Below are 4,595 nucleotides of genomic sequence, written 5' to 3'. Positions count from 1 at the left end.
GCAAGCAGCGGCGTGTCCAGGAGCTGTTGGACCTGGTCGGGCTCAACCCGGAGCACATCAACCGGTACCCGCACCAGTTCTCCGGCGGCCAACGTCAGCGCATCGGCATCGCCCGGGCGCTCGCGCTGCGGCCCGACGTGATCGTCTGCGACGAGCCGGTGTCCGCGCTGGACGTCTCCATCCAGGCCCAGGTGATCAACCTGCTCAAGCAGTTGCAGGACGAGCTGGGGCTGTCGTACATCTTCATCGCCCACGACCTGTCCGTGGTGCGGCACATCGCCGACCGGGTAGCGGTGATGTACCTCGGTCGGATCGTGGAGATCGGCACCGAGGACGAGATCTACGAGCGGGCCACCCACCCGTACACCCAGGCTCTGCTCTCCGCCGTGCCGGTGCCGGACCCGGCGGCCCGCGACCAGCGCACCATGATCCGGCTGGTCGGGGACGTGCCCAGCCCGGCCGACCCGCCGAGCGGGTGCCACTTCCGGACCCGCTGCTGGAAGGCCCAGGAGATCTGCGCCGTGGAGGACCCCGCAACGGTGCCAAGGGCAGCGGACCCCCACCCGTCCGCCTGCCACTTCGCCGAACTCCGCCCCACCACGACGGCCTGACCCGCACACCTCCGCTGTTGATCATGAAGTTATCGCCCTGCACGTCGGCGTGTCAGGGCGATAACTTCATGATCGACGGAGCGCGGACCGGGGTCAGTGGAAGAAGTGGCGGGTTCCGGTCAGGTACATCGTCACGTTGGCCTTCTTTGCCGCTTCGATGACCTCTTCGTCGCGGATCGAGCCACCGGGCTGGACGATGGCGCGCACGCCGGCGTCGATGAGGATCTGCGGGCCGTCGGCGAACGGGAAGAACGCGTCCGACGCGGCCACCGAACCCCGGGCCCGGTCGGCGCCGGCCCGGCTCACCGCGAGCTGCGCCGAGTCCACCCGGTTGACCTGACCCATGCCCACGCCGACGGTGGCACCGTCCTTGGCGAGCAGGATCGCGTTGCTCTTCACCGCGCGCACCGCACGCCAGGCGAACGCCAGGTCACGCAGCAGCTCCTCGTCAGCGGCCTCGCCGGTCGCCAACTGCCAGTTCGAAGGGTCGTCACCAGGGGCGTCCACCCGGTCCGCGACCTGGGTCAGCACGCCACCGGTCACCGGCCGCCACTCGACAGTCGCCGGAGTCCAGGCCGGCGCGCGCAGCAGCCGGATGTTCTTCTTGCCCTGCAACACCTCGACCGCACCCTCGTCGAAGCCGGGGGCGACGACCACCTCGGTGAAGATGTCCGCGACCTGCCGGGCCAGCTCGACCGAGACCGGGCGGTTGACCGCGATGACACCGCCGAACGCCGACACCGGGTCGCAGGCGTGCGCCCGCCGGTGCGCCTCGGCGACGTCCACGCCGACCGCGATGCCGCACGGGTTCGCGTGCTTGATGATCGCCACCGCCGGCTGGTCGGCGAAGTCGTTCGCCGCACGCCAGGCGGCGTCCGCGTCGACGTAGTTGTTGTACGACATCTCCTTGCCGTGCAGCTGCTCGGCCTGGGCCAACCCCGCCGGGGCGTCCGGGTCGGTGTAGAGCGCGGCCGGCTGGTGCGGGTTCTCCCCGTAGCGCAGCACCGTCGACTTGCGCAGCGCCGACCCGGCGAACGCCGGCCAGGTGTCGTCGGCCGGGGCCAGCTCCCGGGCGCACCACTGCGCGACGGCCACGTCGTACTCGGCGATGTCGGCAAACGCCCGGGCGGCCAGCGCACGGCGCTGGGCCAGAGTGAAACCGCCCTCGTCGAGCGCGCCGAGCAGCGCCGGGTAACCGGCCGGGTCGGTGAGCACCGCGACCGAAGCGTGGTTCTTGGCGGCGGCCCGCACCATGGCCGGGCCACCGATGTCGATCTGCTCCACGCACTCCTCGACCCCGGCGCCGGAGGCGACGGTCGCCTGGAACGGGTAGAGGTTGGAGACCAGCAGGTCGAACGCCGCAACCCCCAGCTCGTCGAGCTGCATGACGTGCGTGTCCTTCCGCAGGTCGGCCAGGAGGCCGGCGTGCACCTTCGGGTGCAGGGTCTTCACCCGGCCGTCGAGCACCTCGGGGAACCCGGTCACCGTCTCCACAGGCGTCACCGGCACACCGGCGGCGGCGATGGTGCCCGCCGTGCTGCCCGTGGACACGATCTCCACACCGGCAGCGTGCAGGGCCTGGGCCAACTCGACCAGCCCGGTCTTGTCGTAGACGCTGACCAGCGCCCGCCTGATCGGGCGGCGCCCGTCCTGAGTGGGACTCACGGAACCGTGACCTTCCTTCCGGTGATGGTCCAACCTTCGCGGACCAGACGGCCGACCTGCTCGACGAGCTGGCGCCGCTCGGCTTCCTTGATGCGCTCGGTGAGCGTGTCCACGTCGTCGTCGTCGAGCACCGGCACCGCCACCTGCGCGACGATCGGCCCGGTGTCCATACCAGCGTCGACGAAGAAGAGGGTGGCACCGGTGAGCTTCACGCCGTAGGCGAGCGCATCACGCGGGCCGTGGATGCCGGGAAACGCCGGCAGCAGGGTGTTGTGGGTGTTCAGGTAGCGGTCGCCGAAGGCGGCCAGGAAATGCGGCCCGACCAGCTTGAGGAAACCGGCGGAGATGACCAGATCGGGTTGGTGCTTCGCGACGTGCGCGGTGAGCGCCCGGTCCCAGTCCTCCCGCGTGTCGTGGTCACGGACCCGCTCCACGAAGGTCGGCACCCCGGCGGCTTCGGCCCGGTCCAGGCCCGCGATGCCGTCGCGGTCCGCGCCGACCGCGACGACCTGTGCGCCGTACGCGGGGTCGGCGGCGGCGTCCAGCAGCGACTGGAGGTTGCTCCCGGAGCCGGAGACGAGGACGACGATGCGGGCGACAGGCGCGGGCTCGGTCACCGGGCCACCCTATCGGGCAGGTCAGGACGCCCTTCGGCTGGGCGGCGCGCCGATCTTTGACAGCGTCGACGTGCATCGACCCGGTACGCTGCCGCTCGCTCGGCCGAAAGCCGCGCCGATCCGGGCCAGCACCGATCGGCCAACGGCAGTCGTCGATCGACAGCACAGTGGTGATGTCGTCGTGATCCTGCGCTGTGCATTCCGAGGAGTGACAGCGATCATGGGTGGAAACAACAGTGGTAACTGACGGAACCATTTCAAGGAGCTTGTGAATGCAACCCGGTAACCCCGGCCAGGACCCGTACGGCCAGCAGCCCAACGACCCGACCGCGCCCCAGCCGCCGCAGAACCCGTACGGCCAGCCGCCGGCCGCCCCGTACGGCCAGCAGCAGCCGTACCAGGACCCGTACGGCCAGCAGCAGCCGCAGTACGGGGGCGGTCCGACGTACCCGAACGCCGGCTACCCGCAGGGTCAGGGACAGAACAACACCCTCGGCCTGGTGGCGCTGATCCTCGGTATCGCATCGATCCCGCTGGCCTGCTGCCCGCTGCTGGGCATCCCGGTCGGCATCGGTGGTGCGGTGACCGGCTACCTGGGCCGGCAGAAGGCGGCGCAGGGTCAGGCCAGCAACGCCGGTCAGGCCAAGGCCGGCCTGATCTGTGGCGCCGTCGGTGTCGCGCTCGGCATCATCTCGGTCATCCTGAGCGTCGCGCTGAACGTCGGCCTGCCGACCAACCCCTGACGGATCCCGCAGCTACGGGGCGTTCCGGATTCCGTCCGGGGCGCCCCGGGCTCGTCTACTGGGCGGGTGAGCGAGTGAGCGCTCGGGTGGCGGCAGCGCCGAGCAGCGCGCCGACCGCGATGACGGCTGTCGCCACCGCACCCACCTGCCAGCCCACCGGCCCGACCTCCGCCAGCCGCCCGGCGCCCAGCGGCCCGCCGGAAACCGCGGCGACCAGCCCGAGCAGCACACCGGCCACCGGCCCGGCCAACGCCGCCGGCGCCAGCACCTCAGCCCACCGTTGCGGGGCCCGCTCCGGCCCGGCGAGTCGAGCCACCCGGCGGGCGAGCAGACAACCGCCGACCATCCCGGCCAGCACCGGCACCGCGAGTAGGAGCGCGCCGAAGCCGTCCACCGGACCGCGCGGCAGGCCGGCGAGCAGAGGCACAGCTGGCAACGCGCCGACCGACACCTCACTGGTACGAACCGCGGTGTCGGTGCCGACCGCGAAGCCCGGCCCGAGCAGATAGCTGGTCGACCAGATCGCCGCGTTCGGCGCGTACGCGACGCTGACCAGGGTGATCCCCGCCTGGCCGGCGACCCCCGTCCGGTACGCCCCGATCATGTCCGCCGCGTCGCCGCCACCGGTGGCCACCGCCAGGCCGGCCGCACCGGCGCCCGCGCCGAGCAGCAGCAGCCCCGCTACCAGGCCGGCGCGAACGCCGTCCCGGACCGGGCCCGGCATCCGGGCGACGAGCACCCGGGTCACAGCGGTGATCCGGGTGGCACCGATCAGGGCGGCGAGTGTGCCGACCACCGCGAACATGGCACCCGCCCGGATCACTGACACATCCGGCCCACCGGCGCTGACCAGCACCGCCGCGAGTCGCGACCAGTCTGGGCAACTCGGCCGGGTCGAACGAGCCGTCCGCGTCGAGGACGCAGACCAGCTCGGCGTCCGCAGTCAGCAGGCCGGTGTG

General features: G+C 71.8%; 4 protein-coding genes and 2 pseudogenes. 2 read left to right on the top strand and 4 right to left on the bottom strand.

Going from position 1 to position 4,595, the window contains the following annotated elements; translation table 11 throughout:
• The coding region (locus tag ACWCO3_RS31870; RefSeq protein ID WP_450013593.1) for an oligopeptide/dipeptide ABC transporter ATP-binding protein at positions 1–611 on the top strand (611 nt) is incomplete at its 5' end.
• A 93-nt stretch (positions 612–704) separates the two neighbouring features.
• On the opposite strand, the gene purH is transcribed toward ACWCO3_RS31870, so the two are convergent.
• Positions 705–2,276: a bifunctional phosphoribosylaminoimidazolecarboxamide formyltransferase/IMP cyclohydrolase gene (gene purH, locus ACWCO3_RS31865; RefSeq protein ID WP_423438860.1), complete on the bottom strand. Its 1,572-nt coding sequence runs from the start codon at positions 2,274–2,276 to the stop codon at positions 705–707.
• On the bottom strand, positions 2,273–2,893 hold the full coding sequence (purN, locus tag ACWCO3_RS31860) for a phosphoribosylglycinamide formyltransferase (protein ID WP_145778993.1): 621 nt from the start codon (positions 2,891–2,893) through the stop codon (positions 2,273–2,275). The genes purH and purN overlap by 4 nt, the downstream gene beginning before the upstream one ends.
• A gap of 272 nt (positions 2,894–3,165) precedes the next feature.
• On the opposite strand from purN, the gene ACWCO3_RS31855 reads away from it, so the two are divergent.
• Positions 3,166–3,636, top strand: a complete 471-nt coding sequence (locus ACWCO3_RS31855) for a DUF4190 domain-containing protein (RefSeq protein WP_145778992.1) — start codon at positions 3,166–3,168, stop codon at positions 3,634–3,636.
• Positions 3,637–3,691: 55 nt separating this feature from the next.
• Here ACWCO3_RS31855 and ACWCO3_RS31850 read toward each other — a convergent pair.
• Both ACWCO3_RS31850 and ACWCO3_RS31845 read right to left on the bottom strand, forming a co-directional pair.
• A pseudogene (locus ACWCO3_RS31850) lies at positions 3,692–4,501 on the bottom strand (cell division protein PerM); the annotation flags it as partial.
• A 1-nt stretch (position 4,502) separates the two neighbouring features.
• A pseudogene (locus ACWCO3_RS31845) lies at positions 4,503–4,595 on the bottom strand (glycosyltransferase); the annotation flags it as partial.

The organism is Micromonospora sp. NPDC002411, from assembly GCF_053592955.1.
Note: the sequence above shows the minus strand (reverse complement) of the source record. Positions and strands in the feature narration are given on the sequence as shown.

Excerpts from the sequence above, each read along its gene's own strand:
- ACWCO3_RS31855 (WP_145778992.1), top strand. The coding sequence starts at position 3,166 with ATGCAACCCGGTAACCCCGGCCAGGACCCGTACGGCCAGCAGCCCAAC.